Annotated in this window: 13 protein-coding genes and 1 pseudogene; 10 read left to right on the forward strand and 4 right to left on the reverse strand. The window is 72.8% G+C overall.

Translation table 11 applies throughout. From position 1 onward, the window contains the following. Positions 1 to 54: 54 nt before the first annotated feature. Positions 55 to 1256: pseudogene (locus tag ACFYMM_RS34470) on the reverse strand (IS110 family transposase). Positions 1257 to 1494: 238 nt separating this feature from the next. Between ACFYMM_RS34470 and ACFYMM_RS34475 the strand changes: the two are divergent. The 10 genes from ACFYMM_RS34475 (at position 1495) to ACFYMM_RS34520 (ending at position 14499) form a co-directional block, all read left to right on the forward strand. Continuing rightward, positions 1495 to 2139, forward strand: coding sequence for an ATP-binding protein (locus ACFYMM_RS34475; protein WP_388394067.1), 645 nt, complete (start codon positions 1495 to 1497; stop codon positions 2137 to 2139). Between the two features lie 68 nt (positions 2140 to 2207). Beyond that, on the forward strand, positions 2208 to 2861 hold the full coding sequence (locus ACFYMM_RS34480; protein ID WP_388394070.1) for a hypothetical protein: 654 nt from the start codon (positions 2208 to 2210) through the stop codon (positions 2859 to 2861). Between the two features lie 46 nt (positions 2862 to 2907). Then, positions 2908 to 3201, forward strand: a complete 294-nt coding sequence (locus ACFYMM_RS34485; protein WP_388394073.1) for a hypothetical protein — start codon at positions 2908 to 2910, stop codon at positions 3199 to 3201. Between the two features lie 46 nt (positions 3202 to 3247). Further along, positions 3248 to 4564 carry a type VII secretion integral membrane protein EccD gene (gene eccD, locus ACFYMM_RS34490; RefSeq protein ID WP_388394110.1) on the forward strand — a complete coding sequence of 439 codons (1317 nt, stop codon included), beginning with the start codon at positions 3248 to 3250 and terminating at the stop codon, positions 4562 to 4564. Positions 4565 to 4630: 66 nt separating this feature from the next. Then, positions 4631 to 5863 carry a type VII secretion protein gene (locus ACFYMM_RS34495; RefSeq protein ID WP_388394076.1) on the forward strand — a complete coding sequence of 411 codons (1233 nt, stop codon included), beginning with the start codon at positions 4631 to 4633 and terminating at the stop codon, positions 5861 to 5863. Next, positions 5860 to 9867 carry a type VII secretion protein EccCa gene (eccCa, locus tag ACFYMM_RS34500; protein ID WP_388394079.1) on the forward strand — a complete coding sequence of 1336 codons (4008 nt, stop codon included), beginning with the start codon at positions 5860 to 5862 and terminating at the stop codon, positions 9865 to 9867. Before ACFYMM_RS34495 ends, eccCa begins: the two co-directional genes overlap by 4 nt. Beyond that, positions 9864 to 11282, forward strand: coding sequence for a DUF6177 family protein (locus tag ACFYMM_RS34505; RefSeq protein ID WP_388394082.1), 1419 nt, complete (start codon positions 9864 to 9866; stop codon positions 11280 to 11282). Before eccCa ends, ACFYMM_RS34505 begins: the two co-directional genes overlap by 4 nt. 29 nt (positions 11283 to 11311) lie before the next feature. After that, entirely contained in the window at positions 11312 to 11740 is a 429-nt protein-coding gene (locus ACFYMM_RS34510; protein WP_388394085.1) for a MerR family transcriptional regulator, read from the forward strand. Beyond that, a complete protein-coding gene (gene trxA / locus ACFYMM_RS34515; protein ID WP_388394088.1) occupies positions 11737 to 12069 on the forward strand; it encodes a thioredoxin in 333 nt (110 codons plus the stop codon). The genes ACFYMM_RS34510 and trxA overlap by 4 nt, the downstream gene beginning before the upstream one ends. A gap of 189 nt (positions 12070 to 12258) precedes the next feature. Further along, positions 12259 to 14499: a HelD family protein gene (locus ACFYMM_RS34520; protein ID WP_388394091.1), complete on the forward strand. Its 2241-nt coding sequence runs from the start codon at positions 12259 to 12261 to the stop codon at positions 14497 to 14499. On the opposite strand, the gene glgB is transcribed toward ACFYMM_RS34520, so the two are convergent. The 3 genes from glgB to ACFYMM_RS34535 all read right to left on the reverse strand — a co-directional run. Beyond that, positions 14474 to 16654: a 1,4-alpha-glucan branching enzyme gene (glgB, locus tag ACFYMM_RS34525; protein WP_388394113.1), complete on the reverse strand. Its 2181-nt coding sequence runs from the start codon at positions 16652 to 16654 to the stop codon at positions 14474 to 14476. The two genes, ACFYMM_RS34520 and glgB, sit on opposite strands and share 26 nt — an antisense overlap. Before the next feature lie 172 nt (positions 16655 to 16826). Beyond that, entirely contained in the window at positions 16827 to 18230 is a 1404-nt protein-coding gene (locus ACFYMM_RS34530) for a maltokinase (RefSeq protein ID WP_388394093.1), read from the reverse strand. Positions 18231 to 18318: 88 nt separating this feature from the next. After that, a partial coding sequence (locus ACFYMM_RS34535; protein WP_388394095.1) for an alpha-glucosidase C-terminal domain-containing protein occupies positions 18319 to 18624 on the reverse strand: 306 nt, incomplete at its 5' end.

Raw genomic sequence — 18624 nt, forward strand, 5'->3', positions numbered from 1 at the left:
CGATGCCTATCTGCGCGGCTTCTTACTCGCGGGGGGGTGCCTCTATGTCTTTGGTCAAGCGAGGCGTGGGGTTCGGGGTTCGTAGAAGGTGCCGTCGCGGAGCATCGCGAACAGCACGCTGATGCGGTGTCGGGCCAGGCGGAGAAGGGCCTGCGTGTGGGTCTTCCCGCGGGCCCGGCACTTGTCGTAGTAGGTGCGTGAGGCGGGATCGTGCAAGGCGGCGAACGCGGACAGGAACATCGCCCGTTTGAGTTGCCGGTTGCCGCCTCTGGGCGCGTGTTCGCCGTGGATCGAGGTCCCCGACGATTTCGTGGTCGGGGCGAGGCCGGCGTAGGAGGCCAGGTGAGCGGCGGTGGGGAAGCTGGAGCCGTCGCCGACGGTGACCAGCAGCGTGGCGGCGGTCCTGACCGCGACCCCCGGAATCGAGGTCAGGACCGGGGAAAGAGGGTGAGCCTCCAGCAGCTGCCCGATCTGCGTTTCCAGGGCCCGTCGCTGTCGTGGACGGCCGCGAGCGAGCGGGCCAGCGACGGAATCACGACGTCGAGGGTGCCGGTGCCCGGGACCACGACGGTCTGCTCGTCGAGCGCGTCGAAAACCTCGTCGATCAGCCGCTGGGCCATGCGCGGAGCCTTGGGCCGGATCACCTCGACCAGCTTGCGGCGTCCGGCTTTTCGCAGGGCGGCCGGAGATCCGTAGCGTTCCAGCAGCCAGGTCACGGCGGGGTGGTCCAGGCGCGGGCCCAGGACGCGCTCCAGGCTGGGGTGGAACTGGGTGAGCAGGCCGCGTATCCGGTTCGAGGTGCGGGTGGCCTCGGCTGCCAGGCCCTGGTCGAAGCCCACCAGCACGGTCAGCTCGGCGGTGATCTCGTCGGTCAGCTCCAGCGAGCGCAGGGTGTGCGGCATGGTCCGTGCGGCGTCCGCGATCACTGCGGCATCCTTGGCGTCGGTCTTCGCCTCGCCCGGGTAGAGATCGGCGATCCGCCGCATGGACAGACCCGGCAGGTAGGCGACCTTGCAGCCGGCGTCCCGGGCGACCGTCAGGGGCAGGGCTCCGATCGAGGCGGGCTGGTCCACGATCACCAGGACGGTGCCGAACTTCGCGGCCAGCTTGTCGAAGACGGCCCGCAGCTTCGGCTCGCTGTTGGGCAGCTGCTTGTCGAAGACCTTCTTGCCGGCGGGGGTCAGCCCGTGCCCGTGGTGGGCGCTCTTGCCGACGTCCAGGCCGAGGAAGACGCCCACGTCGTCGATGTCGTCCAACCCATCCTCCCAAGCGGGGTTCGTGCGGTGCTGGCCCAGGCGTTGGCGTCGTATGCGCGCATCCACGTTATGCAGACCTGCCGCCCGCAAACGGCCCGGCATTGCACCGGGCCAGGCGGTAGTCGGACCTCTCATCAGCGTCTCCAACGGCGCCTCTCGGGCCCGGTGACACCACCCCCCAGGTCATCCGTTCGACAGGGGGGAACAGCCATGCCGGGCCCGGAGGCCAGCGGTCCTCTTGCAGGACCGCGGAAAACATAACGGGGGAGGGCCACAAGGCGAAGAACTACGTTTGCTGAAGCTGCAGTTGGCGGAAGCCCTGGCCGACGCGCTGCTCATCGCCAGATCCCGGGGTGCTCGGCTCGGAGAGGGGCAACCGGCCGACTCGGACGCGGATTCCGCCGATCCGTCGCCTGCTGAGAATGTCCTTGCCCCACTGACGTACCAACCGCCCAGCCCCCGGGTGTACAGCCTGCTCACCCTGCCCGGCCACGATCTCGCATCCGCATGTCTCGCCCGGCGTCACGTCCGTGGCATCGCCCGAGCCTGGGATCTCTCCCGGGAAGCGGCGGACGACCTGGAGTCGATCACCGCGGAGCTGATGGCGAACGCCCTGGAGCACAGCGACAGTCATACCGTCACGGTCACCTGCGCCCTCAGCGCCGGAACGTTCGCGATCAGTGTGACGGACGAGGGCAACGGCCGCACGGCGCCGACGGTCCCCGCGTTGCCCCGGCCACCGTGCCCCGAGCAGGAACACGGACGAGGGCTCTTGATCACCGCTGCCCTCGCTGCTCGTTGGGGTACCAGTCGAAGCGGCGACGGTGGTCTGACGGTCTGGGCCGAGGTCGGCACCACCGCGCCGACGGGCGCAGCCTCATGACCGCCGCCATCGCTCCAGACCCCGCCCGCCAAGGCTCGATGTCAGTGGCGGCTGGCAGCATGGGGAGCATGAGCCGGATCATCTCGTACAGCACGGCTGGCAAGGCCGATGTCGTGGCGTTTCTCGTAGGCGGCGGGGACTTCACAGCCGATCAGCAGCGCCTTCTCGGCGTGATGCGTGAGAAGGCGCGGGCGAGCCAGCTCGAAATCGAACGGCAGGGACTTGACTGGGGCTTGAGCGTCCCCGACGCGCTCGACCATCTCGTGGCCGGTCATGCGAACTCGGACGCGGAGTACGCGGCAGGCGCCTACTACTGCGCCCTCCAGCGCATCATCGACTGCAATGCGTCCGATCCCAGCGAACTGGGCGTGTACTCCAGGCCCTCCACCTTCTTCGGGCTGGTGGACGACGAGCTGCGCCGCCTGGGTGTGAGCGCCGATCTGCTGTTGCACGACCACCTGTTCGCCGGTCCGCCCGAGGAGATACCGTTCCGCATTCCGTATCCCGTGGATGGTCCGCACATTGGTATGTTTCCGCTGGTCAAGGCCAAGCCGGCGGCCGATGCCTACCGTGCCGTGCTGGACCGGATGGACGAAAATCTGCGGTACGACGTCCAAGAGATCATCGACAAGCTCGAATTCGAGCACACGGAATGGGAGTACGCCACGAAGAACGTCGACTGGTACACCCAGGACACGATCTTCTTCTCCATCACGGGCTGACCGAGGCGTCGGCCCCCTCCCCCGGCGGACGAACAAGGAATGAGTCATGTCAGCCCAGGACTACGACAGCCAGCTACTCGAGTCCGTCTCGGTGCGGCGCAGGCGGTTGCGGGATGCGGTGCTCTTCGGAGGGCAGCGGCAGCGGCGTACCGTGGACGAGCGGCTGGGCAAGGCGTTTGCTGGTGTGGTGATCGCCGCGGTGCTGTGCGCCGGGTGCGTGGGGTGGTCGTTCGTCTCGCACCGGGTGGTCGGCCGGAGTCCGAGTCCCTACGGGCCCTCGGCCACGGCACCGGCATCTCCGTCGGCCGGAACACCCGCCGACGCGCCTTCTGCCCGATGATAAGTTCGAACGCGTGATATCTACGGGGGCGTCGAGCCGTACGGGACTGGCGTTGAGCCGGATCACTCTGGTGGGGGAGCGTCGACGCGTCGACCTCGTTCTGCCGTCGCGGGAGCCGATCGGGCGGCTGCTTCCCGAGGTGATGCGGCTGCTCGACGACCAGGTGGGTGCGCGACCGCAAACGCGTCATCTGATGGCCGGTGATGGCAGCGTCCTGGATCCCGACGCGACCTTGGAGTCGGCCGCCGTGCCGGACGGCGCGGTACTGCGGCTCGTGCGCGTCGAGGACGCCCCCTCCGCACCCGTCGTGCACGACGTCACCGACGAGACCGCCGACGATCTCGACGTACGGGCCTGGCGGTGGGGAGCCACCGCGCGCCGCGTCGCCGCCGCGGGCGCCACGGTCGGATGGGCCCTCGCCGCCTCCGTCCTCGCGCGGCAGGAGTTCGCCGCGCGCGGCGTCGGTGCCGTGCTGGTCGTCGTCGCCGTGCTCGGCGCGGTCGCCGGTGCGTCGGCCGGCCGGGCCGGGGCGCGTTGGCCCGCCGGCACGCTCGTCGTCACCGGTGGCGCCGTGGGCGTGTTCGGGGTGTGGGGCCTCGGGGACGCGCAGGGCTGGTCGGGGGCGGTGCGGCTGGCCGGTGTGGCCGGGGTGGTGGCCGTAGCGTTGCTGCTCCTCGGATGGTGCTCGCCGCTCGGGCGTGGCGCGGTCCTCGGGGCCGCCGCGCTCGCCGGGGGCGGAGTGTGCTGGGAGGCCGCGCTCGCCGTCCAGCCGGCCCAGCGGGCCGCCGCGTTGCTCGCCGTCGTGTCGGTGGTGGTCCTCGGGTTGCTGCCCCGGTTCGCCCTGATGGCCTCCGGGCTGTCGGGGCTCGACGACCGGCGGGCGGGCGGCTCGTCGGTGAGCCGGTATCAGGTGTCGACCGCGCTGGCGGCCACCCACCGCGGGCTCGCGCTCGCCGCGGTCGTCACGGCGGTGTCCGCCGCCGTCGCCGGGGTGCTGGTGCTGCGTACGGCCACGGTGTGGAGCGTGCTGCTCGCGGCGGCCGTCGCGGTGGTCCTCGCGCTGCGGGCGCGGGCGTATCCGCTGGTCCCCGAGGTGGTCGCGCTGCTCGCGGCCGCCGCGGCGGTGGCCGCGAGGCTGGCCTGGGTGTGGGCGGACCGGTCCGGCGCGGTCGGGCCGCTCGCGGTACTCGTGGTGCTCGCGGTCGTACCGCTGGCCGTGCTCGTGGTGCAGCCGCCCGAGCATCTGCGGGTGCGGTTGCGCCGGTTCGGCGACCTGCTGGAGTCGGTCGGGGTGATCGCGCTGTTTCCGCTGCTGATCGGTGCCTTCGGGGCGTACGGGCGGCTGCTCGGCACCTTCGCGTGAGGCATGGACGGAGACGGTGGCGGTGGCGGTGATCGAGGTGGTGGCCGTGGTCGTGAGGCGGCGGGGATGAATCAGGCGCAGAGCGGCTGGCAGGACGAGGTGCTGCGGGAGTTGCGCGGCGACGGCGCGTCGGCCCCCTCACCGTCCGGGCCGGGCGCCACGGAGGCGGAGGCGAAAGCCCCGCTCCCCGTGCGGGACCCCGACGAGCAGCGCCCCCACCCGGGCCAGCCGCGTCCGCCGGGCGACGAGCCGGCCGCCACTCCCGTCGACGTACCCGAGCCCGAACCCGAACCCCGACATTCGGCCCGTACGCCGTCGCAGCCGTCGCAGCACCCGGGCCTCCGCCCCGCCGGTCCCCGAAGCCCCAACCTCCCCTTCCGCACCCCTGAGTCCGTCCCCACCGTCGACCCGCGTCTCGCGCTCGCGCTGGGGAAGCCGCTGCACGGGGACTCCATGGCGCGGCGGACCGGGGAATCGATTCGGCGGCTGACCTCGTCGGCGTCGCAGGAGGTCGCCGAGGAGACCCGGATCGGGCGGGAACTGCAGCAGCCGGTCACCACGGGCCGGGTGATCGCCGTGACGTCCATCCGGGGCGGCGTCGGCAAGACGACCACCGCCGCGCTGCTCGCCTCCACCTTCAACCACTACCGGCACGACCCGGTGCTCGCCCTGGAGGCGGACGCCGCGCTCGGCACACTGCCGGTGCGGATGGGCGCGGAGTCGGTGCGCTGGTCGTGCGGCGAACTGGCCCAGATCCTCACCCCGTCGATGCAGCTCACCGACATCACCGGCTACCTGGTGCCCACCTCGGGCGGCGGCTGGTTGCTGCCCGCGGGCCAGGGCCGCGTCGGCGCACCGCTGGACGTCCGCACCTACCGCGAGGTGACGCTCGCCCTGCGCCGCTACTTCGCCGTCACCGTCGTGGACTGCGAGACACTGCCCGGCGAGGTGGCCCGTACCGCGATGGACACCGCGCACGCCCGTGTGGTGGTCGCACCGCTCACCGCCGAGGGCGTCGGCGGCACCCGTGTCGTCCTCGACTGGCTCGCGCGGCTCCCCCACGCCGCCCTCACGTCCACCGTCGTCGCCCTCACCTCGGGCACCCCCGATCCGAGCCTCGACCTGAACACCGCCACGGCGCATCTGCGCGAGACAGGGGTCAATGTCGTGCACCTGCCCTACGACCGGCATCTCGCGGCCGGCGGGCCCATCCGCACCGAACTGCTCGGCTCGGCCACGCGCCGCGCGGCCACCCGGCTGGCGGCGGAGGCGTTGCAGCGGGCGGTGCGGGTCCGATGACGCAGCACCTGGTCCACCGCCCCGCCCGGGCCACCCGCCCGCTGCCGCCGGCCGAGGCGCGCACCATCGAGCCGCCGCCGAACCTGCCCGAGGGCAGGACGGGCACCGCGGCCACCGCGCTGCTGCCCATGGCGGGCGTCATGTCGTCCGTGGTGATGATGACCGTCGTCCGGTCCAGCCAGTTCGCCGGCCTCGGCGCGGTCGTGCTGGTCGTCGCCCTGCTCGGGGCCGTGGCGCTGTTCCTGTCGCAGCGCGGCAAGGCGCAGCGGCAGCGGCGGGTGCAGCGCGAACGGTATCTGGAGTACCTGGAGGAACTGCGCGAGGAACTGGGCGTCAGGGAGCGGGAACGGCGGCTCGCCGCACGGCGGTTGGATCCCGCGCCCGCCGCTCTGTACGACCTGGTGCGTGATCCGGCGCGGCTGTGGGAGCGGCGGCGTACGGACGCCGACTTCCTCCGCGTCCGGGTCGGTGTCGGTGACGTACCCGTGCAGGACGTGGTGATCGGGCAGAACTCGGCGAGCGGGGTGCTCACGCCGCCGGACCCGTTCATGCTGAACGAGGCGCGGGCGCTGCAGGCCCGGTTCGCCACCACCGCCGACCATCCGCTGACCGTGCCGCTGGACCGTGCGGGCGACGTCAGCGTGGTCGGTGACCGCGAGGACGTGCTGCGGGTCGCGCGGGCGTTGCTGGTGCAGGCCGCCGTCACGCACGCGCCGGACGACCTGGCACTCGCCCTCGCCGTGCCCGGGGAACGGATGGAGGAGTGGGGATGGGCCAAGTGGCTGCCGCACGTCCTCGACCCCGAGGTGCTCGACGGGCCGGTGGCCGCCCGCCGTATCGCGCCCGATCTCGCCCAGCTCGCCCGGGTCATCGGCGTGGACCTGAAGCAGCGGTCCTCCTACGCCGCCGAGGTACGGCGCGGCCTCTCCGACCGCACGGCGCTGAGCCTCGGCGGCCGACTGCTCGTGGTGAGTGACGAGTACGGTCGCAACGCGGCCGAACTGCCCCGTCCCGACGCGGCCGTCGCCCTTGGCGACATGGGGGTCACCGTGCTCCATCTGCTCGCCGAGCAGGTGCACGAGCCCGACCGGGTCTCCGTGCGCATCACCGTCGACGGGGACCGGGTCACGGTCGACGACCTCGCGGGCGAGCAGGCCGTACGGGTCTTCGGCGTCCTCGACCCGGTGAGTGCCGCCGGTGCCGAAGGGCTCGCCCGGATGCTGGCGCCACTGCGGCTGTCCGCCGAGTCGGCCGCCGACGGTACGCCGGTCTCCGGCCCGGTGGACTTCCCGGAGTTGCTCGGCGTCGACGATCCGGCCGCCCTCGACCTGGGCCGGCAGTGGGCGCCGCGCGGCGACCGGGACTTCCTGCGCGTGCCGATCGGGCTGGACGACCGGCACGAACCGGTGCTGCTCGATCTGAAGGAGTCGTCCGAACTGGGCATGGGGCCGCACGGGTTGTGCGTGGGCGCCACCGGATCCGGCAAGAGCGAGCTGCTGCGCACCCTGGTCCTCGCGCTGGTGGCCACGCATCCGCCCGAGGACCTGGCGATGGTGCTCGTCGACTACAAGGGCGGCGCCACCTTCGCCCCGTTCACGGATCTGCCGCACGTGGCAGGCGTGATCACGAACCTGGAGAACCAGGCCGGCCTCGTCGAGCGGGTGCACACCTCGCTGGCCGGTGAGATCAAGCGCCGTCAGCAGGTGCTCAAGGACGCGGGGAACGTCGCCGACATCGGGCACTACCGGGCGCTGCGCGCCACCGCCCGCCCGGACCTCGAACCCCTCCCGCACCTGTTCGTCGTGATCGACGAGTTCGGTGAACTCCTCACCGCCAAGCCGGACTTCATCGACCTGTTCCTGTCCATCGGACGGATCGGCCGCTCGATCGGCGTGCATCTGCTGCTGTCCAGCCAGCGCATCGAGGGCGGCAGACTGAAGGGCCTGGAGACGTATCTGTCGTACCGGCTCGGGCTGCGCACCTTCTCCGCCGACGAGTCCCGTACGGTGCTGGACACCGCGGACGCCTTCCATCTGCCGCCCCTGCCGGGCTTCGGCTACCTCAAGGTCGACACCTCCACGTACACGCGGTTCAAGGCGGGGTTCGTGTCCGGCGCCTGCCGCGGGCCGGCGCGGCGCGATACGGTCGCCGCCGACGAGCCGCTGACCTGGGTGTATCCGCCGTACAACACCCTGGCGGCAGCAGCCGGGGACGACACCTCGCCCACGCCGCGCGAGCGGGACAGCGGGCCCACCGTGCTGTCCGCCGTGGTGGGCCGGCTCGCCGGCGCGGGGGAGCCGGTGCGGCGGATCTGGCTGCCGCCGCTGCCCGGCGCCGTGACGCTGACGGGCGCGGCAGGCCCGGTGCGGGCATCGGCGGACGGGCTGCGGCTCGCCGGCCAGGAAGGCCCGCTGCGGGTTCCGCTCGGAGTGCTCGACGACCCGGCACGGCAGTGGCAGGGGCGGTGGGTGCACGACCTGAACACGGCGGGCGGGCACACGGCCGTCATCGGCGGCCCGCAGTCCGGCAAGACCACCCTGCTGCGCACCCTCGCCCTGTCCCTCGCCCTGACCCACACACCGCGCGAGGTCGCGGTCTACGGCCTCGATCTCGCCGGTGGCGGTCTGAGCGCGCTGTCCGGCCTGCCGCACGTCGGCTCGATCGCCGGGCGTGCCGACCACGAGCGCGCGGCCCGTACGGTCGCCGAGGTACGCGCCATGCTCGCCGAACGCGAGGCGGTCTTCCGCGAGCACGGCATCGACTCCGTCGACCAGCTGCGCACCCTGCGCGCCCAGGGCGAGCTGCCGGGACTCGGCTCCACGGACGTGGTGCTGCTCGTCGACGGCTTCGGCGCGCTGCGCGACGAGTTCGCCGAACTGGACGACGCGGTGGCCGACCTGCTCAAGCGCGGCAGCGGCTACGGCATCCACGTCGTGGCGGGCATGCTCCGCTGGAACGACGTACGCATCGCCACCCAGTCGATGTTCGGCAGCCGTATCGAACTGCGCCTCAACGACCCCGCCGACTCCTCCCTCGACCGCAAACTGTCCGAGACCCTGCCCGCCGGCACCCCCGGCCGCGCCCTCACCGACGGCAAGCTGTTCGCGCACGTCGCCCTGCCACGCCTCGACTCGCTCGCCTCGACCACGGACCTGGGGCCGGCCCTGGAGGACGCCGCGCGCTCCCTGCGCGCCACCTGGCACGGTGAACTCGCGGCGCCGGTAAGGGTGTTGCCGACCCGATTGACCGCGCGGGAGCTGCCCTCGGCCGTCGCCGTACCGCACGCGGTACCGATCGGCGTCGACCAGGAGTCCCTGTCTCCCGCCGTCCTCGACCTGTTCGGCGCCGACCAGCATCTGCTGGTGCTCGGCGACAACGAGTGCGGCAAGACCAACCTCCTCGAACTGGTCTCCCGGGCGCTGGTGGACCGGTACGGCGAGGACGAGCTGGTCTTCGGCGTGTTCGACCCTCGGCGCGGCCTGCGCGGGGTGATCCCGGAGCCGTACCGCGGCGGCTACGCGCACAACGCGAAACTGTCCGCCGCGCTCGCCACCGGCATCGCCTCCGAACTGGAAAAACGGCTCCCGGAGACCGCCGACGCCGACATGCCGGACGACGGGCCGGCCTTCACCGGCCCGCGGATCGTGATCCTCGTCGACGACTACGACATCCTCACCACGGCGGGCGGGCAGCCCCTCGCGCCGTTCCTGCCGTACATCTCCTCGGCCCAGGACATCGGGCTGCACTTCGTCGTCGCGCGCCGGGTCGCGGGCGCCTCGCGCGCCCTGTACGACCCGTTCCTGACGACACTGCGCGAGACCGGCGCGACGGCCCTGGTGATGACGGGCGACCGTACGGAAGGCCAGCTCTTCCCGGGCCTGTACGCCAGCGCCCAGCCGCCCGGCCGGGGCACCCTGGTGCGCCGGGGCCGCCGCCACCAGCTGATCCAGACCGCCCTCGCGACCCGTGCGGCACAGGCCGACCCCATGGAGACCCCGGCGTGACCAAGGACGTCATCGCGCTCACCCCGAAGATGCCGGACACCAGGTCGCTCCTCGCGGGTCTGCAGGCCGGCGGCCCCGAGCCGGCCCTGACCGCCACCGACGACGGCGCGGTCGTCCACCTGTGCACGGCGGCCGGCCGGCCGCTGGTCTCGGTCGAGGCCCCGCTGCTCGTGCACGTGCACGGCGAGGCCGAGCGCCTCCTCGGCTCCCAAGTGGCGGCGCCCGAGCCCCCGTTCTGGTGGACCGAGGCCCGCGCCTCCACGGCCGTACCCGAGGCGGAGTCCCTCGCGGGGTCGGTGTGCGGGCGCCTGACCATGCTGCTCGGCGGGACGGTGTGGCCGCCGGGCGCCGCCCACACCGGGCGCGTCACGGTGCCGCGGGAGACGGCGGGAACCGCCGGGGACGCCCCCGCCGCCCCGGACACCCCGGTGTTCCCGATCGTCGACGTGCTCACCGACTCGACCGCGGTCGTCCTGGCCGACCGGCCCCTCGTCCCGCTCACCGCCTGGCTCTCGGACGTCCTGCGCGCCACCGTGCGGGCGAACCGGGCGCTCCACCTCGTCACGCCCCCGCACGTCCGTCTCACCCTGCCGTTGCGTACGGCGCTGGGTGGCGCGCCCAACCGCTGGGTGATCCAGGACCCCGCGGGCGGCTACCACGACGGCCTGTCCGGCGTCCGGCTCGTCTGGCGCGACGGCACGTTCACTCCGGAGGGCACCACCGTCGCCGACGCCTTCACGGCGGCGGCCACGCCCCCCGGACAGCGCCGGCTCACCGTCTCCTTCCGCACGGTGCGCCCGGCCGAGGCCGGCCTGGTGCTCGGGCGCGCACTGGAAGCCGCCTGGCGCCACCTCACCGGCGCGCCGCCCGCCGGATGGGGCACCGCGGAACCCGTGAACCTCCCCTGGTCGCCGAGGCAGTTGACCGATCTGGCCCGCGACCGGGCTCCCGCCCCCACCCACGTCGTCGCCGTAGGCGCGCCCGGCCGGCCCGCCGTCGCCACCCACCGCGTCACGCGCACCACCGCCGGTGTGGCCGAGGACACCACCCTCACCCTCGGCTACACCGATCCCGCCGAGGTTCCCCTCGGCATCCTGGAGTCCCTCGCGGCGGCGCTGGTCGCCGAACACGGACTGACGACGATGCTCACCACCCTGTGCCGGGCCCGCGCCGACCTCACGCTGCCCCCGTACCTGGAGGGGCCGCCCCTCCCGATCGCCTTCACCCTCGGCCCGCGCGACGTCCGCACGATCGGCCTCACCCACGCCCGCCGCCCGCCCCTCGCCGTGAAACCCCGGCAACTCGGCTCCCCCGGCGAACCGGCCCTCCACTACCCCCTCGGCGACGGAACCGACGCCGGCGCCTGGACGGCGCTCCAGATCCTCCACCGGCACCTGGGGAACGGCTTGCCCTGACGTCGGCGTCAACGCGTACGGTCGTGGGCATGCGAATCGGCGAACTGGCCGCACGCGCCGGGACCACCACGCGCACACTGCGGTACTACGAGACACGCGGGCTGCTGCCGGCCCGGCGTGACGAGCTGGGGCACCGCACCTACGACGAGGGCGATCTCAGGCTCCTCACCCAGATCCGGACGCTGCGGGACTTCGGGTTCGACCTGGAGGAGACGCGGCCGTTCGTGGAGTGTCTGCGAGCCGGGCACCCGGAGGGTGACGCGTGCCCCGCCTCGCTCGTGGTCTACCGGCGCAAACTGGATGAGCTGGACGCGCTGATCGGCCAGTTGCGGGCGGTGCGGGCGGAGGTCGCCGGGCAGTTGTCGCGGGCCGAGCGGGCGCGGGACGAGCTGGCCGCCGAGGCGCTGGTTCCGGGGGGTCCGGAACCGGTGTGCGAACTGGGAGGGCTGACAGGGTGAGCAGGACGAGCGGTCTGGCCGAGGTGACGGACGCGGACTTCGAGGCGGAGGTGATCGGCTCCGACCTTCCGGTACTGGTGCAGTTCACGGCCGACTGGTGCGGGCCGTGCCGGCAGCTGGCACCGGTGCTGAAGGACATCGCCGTCGAGGAGCGCGACCGGCTGAAGATCGTCCAGCTGGACGTGGACCACAATCCGCGGACCACGATCGCGTACGGCGTGCTGTCGACGCCGACCCTCATGGTCTTCCGGGGCGGTGAGCCGGTGCGCTCGATGGTGGGCGCCCGGCCCAAGCGCAGGCTGCTGGAGGAGCTGTCCGGCCTGCTGTGACCGGCACCCGCACCGACACCGACCGGCACCGGTAAAGAGAAATCCCCCGAGCAATTGCGCTCAGGGGATTTCTCTGCGTATATTGAATGGTTCGCGACTTCATCAGGAAATGGTCGCGGAGAAGTTCAGTGAGCACAGTATATCCGGGCGGGAGCGGAATTGTCAAACACCGAATTTCCAGACAATGAATTGCGGCACGAGCAGGAATTCATCGACGGACTGTACGCACGCGTGGACGCGCTGCGCGGGGACACCGAGACCTCTGTCACCGACGCCCTCGCCCAGGGCAACACGCCCATGCAGGCCCGGCTGGAGCGGGACATCCTGGTCGCCGAGCGTTCGGGGCTGCTCGCCGCGCTGAACGCCGTCGACGGCTCGCTCTGCTTCGGCCGCATCGACCTCACCTCCGGCACCAGCCACCACATCGGCCGGGTCGGACTGCGCCGGGACGACCCCGAGCGCACCCCGGTCCTCATCGACTGGCGGGCCGAGGTGGCCCGCCCCTTCTACCTGGCCACCGGCCACACCCCGATGGGGCTGCGCCGGCGCCGGCACATCGCCACCGACGGCCGCCGGGTCACCGCCCTGCACGACGAGATCCTCGACCTCGGTGACGCCACCCGCACCGGCCACGAGGACCCCACCGGTGACGCCGTGCTGCTGGCCGCGCTCAACTCCGCGCGCACCGGCCGCATGAGCGACATCGTGCAGACCATCCAGGCCGAGCAGGACGAGATCATCCGGGCCCCCTACCGCGGGGTGCGGGTCGTCGAGGGCGGCCCGGGCACCGGGAAGACGGCGGTCGCCCTGCACCGCGCCGCCTACCTCCTCTACGAGTACCGGGAGCTGCTCGCCAGGCGCGCGGTCCTGATCGTCGGTCCCAACCCCGCCTTCCTCGGGTACATCGGCGAGGTGCTGCCCTCCCTCGGCGAGACCGGCGTCCTCCTCGCCACCGTCGGCGAGCTGTTCCCCGGCGTGCGGGCGACGGCCACGGACACCCCCGAGGCCGCCGCCGTGAAGGGCCGCGCCGACATGGCCGAGGTGCTCGCCGCCGTCGTACGCGACCGGCAGGCGCTGCCCGACCCGGTGATCACCATCGAGCACGACCGCGAGGTGCTGATGCTCGACGACGGCCTGGTGGGCGTCGCCCGCGAACGCACCCGCGCCGCCAGGCTGCCGCACAACGCGGCCCGCGAGCACTTCGAGGGCCACATCCTCAACACGCTCACCGACATGGTCGCCGAGCGCATCGGCACCGACCCGTACGACGGTACGAACCTGCTCGACGCCAGCGACATCACCCGGATCCGCGACGAACTCGCCGAGAACCCCGACGTCTGGGCCGCCATCGACCGGCTGTGGCCCCGGCTGACCCCGCGCCGGCTGCTCGCCGACTTCCTCGCCGAGCCGGACGGGTACCTCCCCGCGGCGGACGCGGACGCGGTACGGCGCCCGGTGACGCGGGCCTGGACCGTGGCCGACGTACCGCTGCTGGACGAGGCGGCCGAACTGCTCGGCGAGGACGACCGGTGGGCCCGGGCGCGGGCGGAACGCGAGCGGGAGAACCAGGTCGCCTTCGCGCAGGGCGTGCTCGACGTGTCGTACGCCTCCCGGACCTACGAGTTCGAGGACAAGGAGGACGACGACCCGGACGCCAGCGAGGTGCTGTCCGCGCACGACATCATCGACGCCGAGCGGTTCGCCGAGCGGCACGAGGAGGACGACCACCGCAGCGCCGCCGAGCGCGCGGCGGCCGACCGGACCTGGGCGTTCGGGCACATCGTCGTCGACGAGGCGCAGGAGTTGTCACCGATGGCCTGGCGGCTGCTGATGCGGCGCAGCCCTACCCGCTCCATGACCCTGGTCGGCGACCCCGCCCAGACGGCCGAGGCGGCCGGGGTCGGCTCCTGGGCCGAGATCCTCGAGCCGTATGTCGGGGACCGCTGGGAGCACATCCGGCTCGGTGTCAACTACCGCACCCCGTCCGAGATCATGGACCTCGCGGCGGCCGTGGTCCGCGCCGAGAACCCCGCCTTCCAGCCGCCGAGTTCGGTCCGTTCGACCGGTGTACGGCCCTGGGTGCGCGGCGTCGACGGCGACCTGCCCGGCGCGGTGGCCAAGGCGGTCGCCGAACTCACCCCCGCCGAAGGACGGCTGGCGGTCATCGCCCCGCGCGATCTGCACCGCCGCCTCGCCGCCCACCTGGACGGCGTGACGGCGGGCGCCGAACCCGACCTGACCCGGACCGTGGTCCTGCTCGACCCCCGCCAGGCCAAGGGCCTGGAGTTCGACTCCGTCCTGGTGGTGGAGCCGGGCCGCTACGGCACGAGCGATCTGTACGTGGCGCTGACCCGGGCCACCCAGCGGATGGGCGTCCTGCACACCGGCACCCTCCCCGAAGGGCTCAGGCAGGCCGCAGCCACACCGTAGCCAGCGGAGGCAGGGTCAGCCGGATGCTCGCGGGGCGCCCGTGCGCGCCCTGCGGTTCCGGCTTGACCGGGTCGGGGTGGGTGACGTCGCCGCCGCCGTAGCGGGCCGCGTCGGTGTTGAGGACCTCCAGCCAGGCCGGGACGTCCTCGGGGACGCCGAGCCGGTAGTCGTGGCGGACGACCGGGGCGAGGTGGCAGACCGCGAGGAGCGGGCTGCCCTCGGCGTCGTAGCGCAGGAACGCCAGCACGTTGTCGGCTGCCGCGTCGCCCGCCACCCACTGGAAACCGGCCGGGTCGGTGTCGAGCTGCCACAGGGCCGGGGTGTCGCCGTAGACGGTGTTGAGGTCGCGGACCAGGTCGCGCACGCCCCGGTGGTCGGCCTCGGCGCCGTAGGCCGGGTCGAGCAGCCACCAGTCGGGGCCGTGCGCCTCCGACCACTCGGCGCCCTGCGCGAACTCCTGCCCCATGAACAGCAGCTGCTTGCCCGGATGGGACCACATGAACCCCAGATAGGCGCGCAGGTTGGCGCGCTGCTGCCACCAGTCGCCCGGCATCTTCGAGACCAGCGACCGCTTGCCGTGGGCGACCTCGTCGTGGGAGATCGGCAGGACGTAGTTCTCGCTGTAGGCGTACACCATGGAGAAGGTCATCTCATGGTGGTGGTACCGGCGGTGGACCGGGTCGTGGCTCATGTACTCCAGCGAGTCGTGCATCCAGCCCATGTTCCACTTCAGCCCGAAGCCCAGGCCGCCGAAGCCGCTCGGGCCCTGCTGGTGCGTGGGGCGGGTGACGCCGTCCCAGGCCGTGGACTCCTCGGCGACGGTCACCACGCCCGGGCAGCGCCGGTACACCGTGGCGTTCATCTCCTGCAGGAAGGCCACCGCGTCCAGGTTCTCCCGGCCGCCGTGCTCGTTCGGCGTCCACTGGCCCGGCTCGCGCGAGTAGTCGAGGTAGAGCATGGAGGCGACGGCGTCCACGCGCAGGCCGTCGATGTGGAACTCCTCGCACCAGTACACCGCGTTGGCGACCAGGAAGTTGCGCACCTCGCGCCGCCCGAAGTCGAACTCCAGCGTCCCCCAGTCGGGGTGGGCCGCCCGCAGCGGGTCGGAGTGCTCGTACAGCGGGCGCCCGTCGAACTCGGCCAGCGCCCACTCGTCGCGCGGGAAGTGCGCGGGCACCCAGTCCATCAGCACCCCGATGTCGGCCTGGTGCAGCGCGTCCACCAGGTACCGGAAGTCGTCCGGGGTGCCGAGCCGGGCGGTGGGGGCGTAGAAGCCGGTGACCTGGTAGCCCCAGGAGCCGCCGAAGGGATGCTCGGCGACCGGCATCAGCTCCACGTGCGTGAACCCCAGGTCCTTGACGTACGCGGGGAGCTGCTCGGCGAGCTGCCGGTAGGTGAGGCCGGGGCGCCAGGACGGCAGGTGGATCTCGTACACCGAGAACGGCGCCTCGTGCACCGGCCGCTCGGCCCGCCGGGCCAGCCACCGGGCGTCCCCCCACTCGTGGTGCGAGGCCGTGATCACGGAGGAGGTGGCGGGCGGGGTCTCGGTACGGCGGGCCATCGGGTCCGCGCGCAGGGTGCGGGAGCCGTCCTGGCGGGTGATCTCGAACTTGTACAGTTCGCCCTCGCCTATGCCCGGCACGAACAGCTCCCACACGCCGGAGGAGCCGAGCGAGCGCAGCGGCAGGGCCGTGCCGTCCCAGAAGTTGAAGGTCCCCGCCAGCCGCACGCCCCGCGCGTTCGGCGCCCACACCGAGAATCGGGTGCCGCTGACGCCCTGGTGGGTCATCGGATGCGCGCCGAGCACCTGCCACAGCTGCTCGTGCCGGCCCTCGCCGATCAGGTGCAGGTCCAGCTCGCCGAGCGTCGGCAGGAAGCGGTAGGCGTCCTCGGTGTCGTGCACGGCCCCCTCGTACGCCACCAGCAGCCGGTAGGCCGGGACCTCGCGCAGGGGCAGCACCCCGGAGAAGAAGCCGTCGCCGTCGTCGCGCAGCTCGGCCCGCAGCTCGCCCGAGACGACGCTGACCGACCGGGCGTAGGGCCGGAAGGCGCGGAAGGCGACACCGCCGGGCACCGGGTGGGCGCCGAGGACGGTGTGCGGGTCGTGGTGCGTACCGCTCAGCAGCCGCTCGCGGTCGACGTCGGACCAGGTCACCCGCGGCTCAGGGGAGGTGCCGCCCTCCCCGGCCCCGCTCTCTCCGGCCTTGGTCTTCTCGACCTTGGTTTTCTGGGTCTTCTGGCTCTTCTCGGGCTTGTTCTTCTCGGACTTCGGCTTCTTCGAGGTGGCTGACTTCTTGGACGTCACGGACGCGTCTCCCGGGCGAGGGTCAGGTCAGGTCGGACGTGGCGAGGCGGTGCACCGCCGACATCGGCACGGGGAGCCAGTCGGGGCGGTGCCGGGCCTCGTAGACGACTTCGTAGACCGCCTTGTCGGTCTCGTAGGCCCGCAACAGCACGGGGTCGGTGCGCGGATCGCGGCCGGCGACCTCCGCGTACCCGGAGCAGTACGCGGCCCGGCACACCCCGGCCCAGTCCGACACCGGGGGAGCGGCCGAGTGCGCCGCGTAGTCGAAGGAGCGCAGCATTCCGGCGATGTCCCGTGCCGGCGGCTGGGGCAGACGCCGCTCGGCCAGCGGCCGGGCCGGTTCCCCCTCGAAGTCGATCAGCGACCACTCGCCGGACGGCGAGCGCAGACACTGGCCGAGGTGCAGATCGCCGTGGACGCGCTGGGCGGTCCAGGTACGGCCCTCGGCGGCCAGGTCGGCCAGCGCCTCGAAGGCCGAGCGCAGCCCGCTCTCGTACGGCCGCAGCGCGGGCACCGCCTGCACGGCGGCCGTCAGGCGCTCGGTCATGCCGTCGACCAGCTGTCCCAGCTGGGCCTGGCCGAGGGTGACCGTGGGCAGGGCGTGGGCGAGCGCGGTGTGCACCTCGGCGGTGGCCCGGCCCAGGGCGCGCGCCTCGGCGGCGAAGTCCTCGCCCTTGGCCAGCTCGCGCAGCGCCAGCTCCCAGCCGTCCGTCGCGCCCCGCACGAAGGGCTGGAGCACGGCCAGGACGTAGGGGTCGTAGGGCTCGTCCGCCACCTCGGCGCGTATCCAGGCGGTCGGCGCGGGCACGCGGGGGCAGCCCTCGCGCGCCAGCGCCAGGGGTATCTCCAGGTCGGGGTTGACACCGGGCACGACGCGGCGCAGCAGCTTGAGGATGAACGTATCTCCGTAGACGACCGACGAGTTGGACTGCTCGGCGGTCATCAGGCGGGGCACCAGGGACTCGCGGATCTCCTGGCCCGGGTCCCGCTCGAAGCGGAGACCGCCGATGCGGGCCTGGGTGCGCAGCGCCTCCAGCAGCAGGTCGGCGGGCCGTGGGTCGTACAGGGCGTCGTACACCGTGCGGCCGGCGAGCGGACCTTCCTCCACGTGTCCGATCAGCGCGGGCGCCAGCCGGGGCGGCAGCGCCTCGCGCACGCCTATCAGCAGCTGGTAGCAGTCGCCCACGGAGGCGTCGGCGGGTGGCTGGTGGGCGCGGACGAGCAGGTGGTACAGGCCCAGCCGGCCGTCGGGCGGGAGCAGCTCGGTGACGGCCACCGGTGAGAAGCCGGTGACCGGGCGCCCCTTGCCCGCGAACCAGCGCTGCCGTGGCAGCCACTCGCACAGCAGCGGGTCGAGCGAGGCGAGGAGGTGGCCGGGAGCGGTGGTGCCGGAGGTGGTGCCTGAAGAGGTGACCGTTTCCGCCATGGGGCGTCACGTCCTTTCCCCGGGTGGTCGGGGTGTTACTGATGCGTGCCCCGGGTGGGGCGGGGGAAACCGCCCCACCCGGCCGGCTCTACGCCGCGTCCCGGCGCAACCGGAACCAGTAGAAGCCGTGGCCCGCCAGGGTCAGCAGGTACGGCAGCTCGCCGATCGCCGGGAAGCGCACCCCGCCGAACAGCTCGACCGGATGCCGGCCGTGGAAGCGGCTGAGGTCCAGCTCGGTCGGTTGTGCGAACCGGGAGAAGTTGTGCACGCACAGGACGATGTCGTCCGCTCCTTCCCCTGCGGGGGCCTCCCGGAGGAAGGCGAGCACCGCCGGGTTGGAGGACTGCAGTTCGGTGTACGTGCCGATCCCGAAGGCGGGGTTCTGCTTGCGGAT

This window comes from Streptomyces sp. NPDC006739, assembly GCF_042869815.1.
In the GTDB taxonomy this organism is placed as follows: domain Bacteria; phylum Actinomycetota; class Actinomycetes; order Streptomycetales; family Streptomycetaceae; genus Streptomyces.

Bases quoted from the DNA above. Each gene is read 5' to 3' on its own strand.
- ACFYMM_RS34480 (WP_388394070.1), top strand. From the start codon at position 2,208: ATGAGCCGGATCATCTCGTACAGCACGGCTGGCAAGGCCGATGTCGTG.
- ACFYMM_RS34485 (WP_388394073.1), top strand. From the start codon at position 2,908: ATGTCAGCCCAGGACTACGACAGCCAGCTACTCGAGTCCGTCTCGGTG.
- ACFYMM_RS34495 (WP_388394076.1), top strand. From the start codon at position 4,631: ATGAATCAGGCGCAGAGCGGCTGGCAGGACGAGGTGCTGCGGGAGTTG.
- eccCa (WP_388394079.1), top strand. From the start codon at position 5,860: ATGACGCAGCACCTGGTCCACCGCCCCGCCCGGGCCACCCGCCCGCTG.
- ACFYMM_RS34510 (WP_388394085.1), top strand. From the start codon at position 11,312: ATGCGAATCGGCGAACTGGCCGCACGCGCCGGGACCACCACGCGCACA.
- ACFYMM_RS34530 (WP_388394093.1), bottom strand. From the start codon at position 18,230: ATGGCGGAAACGGTCACCTCTTCAGGCACCACCTCCGGCACCACCGCT.